Annotated in this window: 1 protein-coding gene; it reads right to left on the reverse strand. The window is 59.0% G+C overall.

What is annotated here, in order from left to right; genetic code table 11:
* Positions 1-346, reverse strand: a 346-nt coding sequence (locus SB764_RS38875; protein ID WP_410866593.1) for a hypothetical protein, incomplete at both ends; no start/stop codon positions are given.

Genomic DNA, 346 nt, shown 5'->3' on the forward strand with positions numbered 1-346 from the left:
GTCCGGTTCCAGGGTCAGAAGCATCATGTGGCCATCGGCGCGGATCTGGTCAACTGCCCGTCGAAGATCGTCTTCATCTTTGGCGGTCAGTGGAAAGCCCGTAAAGGAAACGTTGACGGCCGGCTTGTGGCCCAGGTCCTTCGCGAACGTGGACAACGACTTGGTGTGCCAATCCAGATTCACGCCGAAGAGCGTCCCGTCAGCCGGAACTAGTTGATCACGAGTCATTACCTGGCAAGGCGCCAAAGATGCTGCCGACTGGCTTTGCTTCTCCTTCTCGGCGAGTCCGTTGGCAAAGTTCACCCCGGCGATGCCAAGCAACGCCAAGCCAATCACCACGGGCAGG

This window comes from Paraburkholderia sp. SIMBA_027 (assembly GCF_046535315.1).
GTDB lineage: Bacteria > Pseudomonadota > Gammaproteobacteria > Burkholderiales > Burkholderiaceae > Paraburkholderia > Paraburkholderia tropica.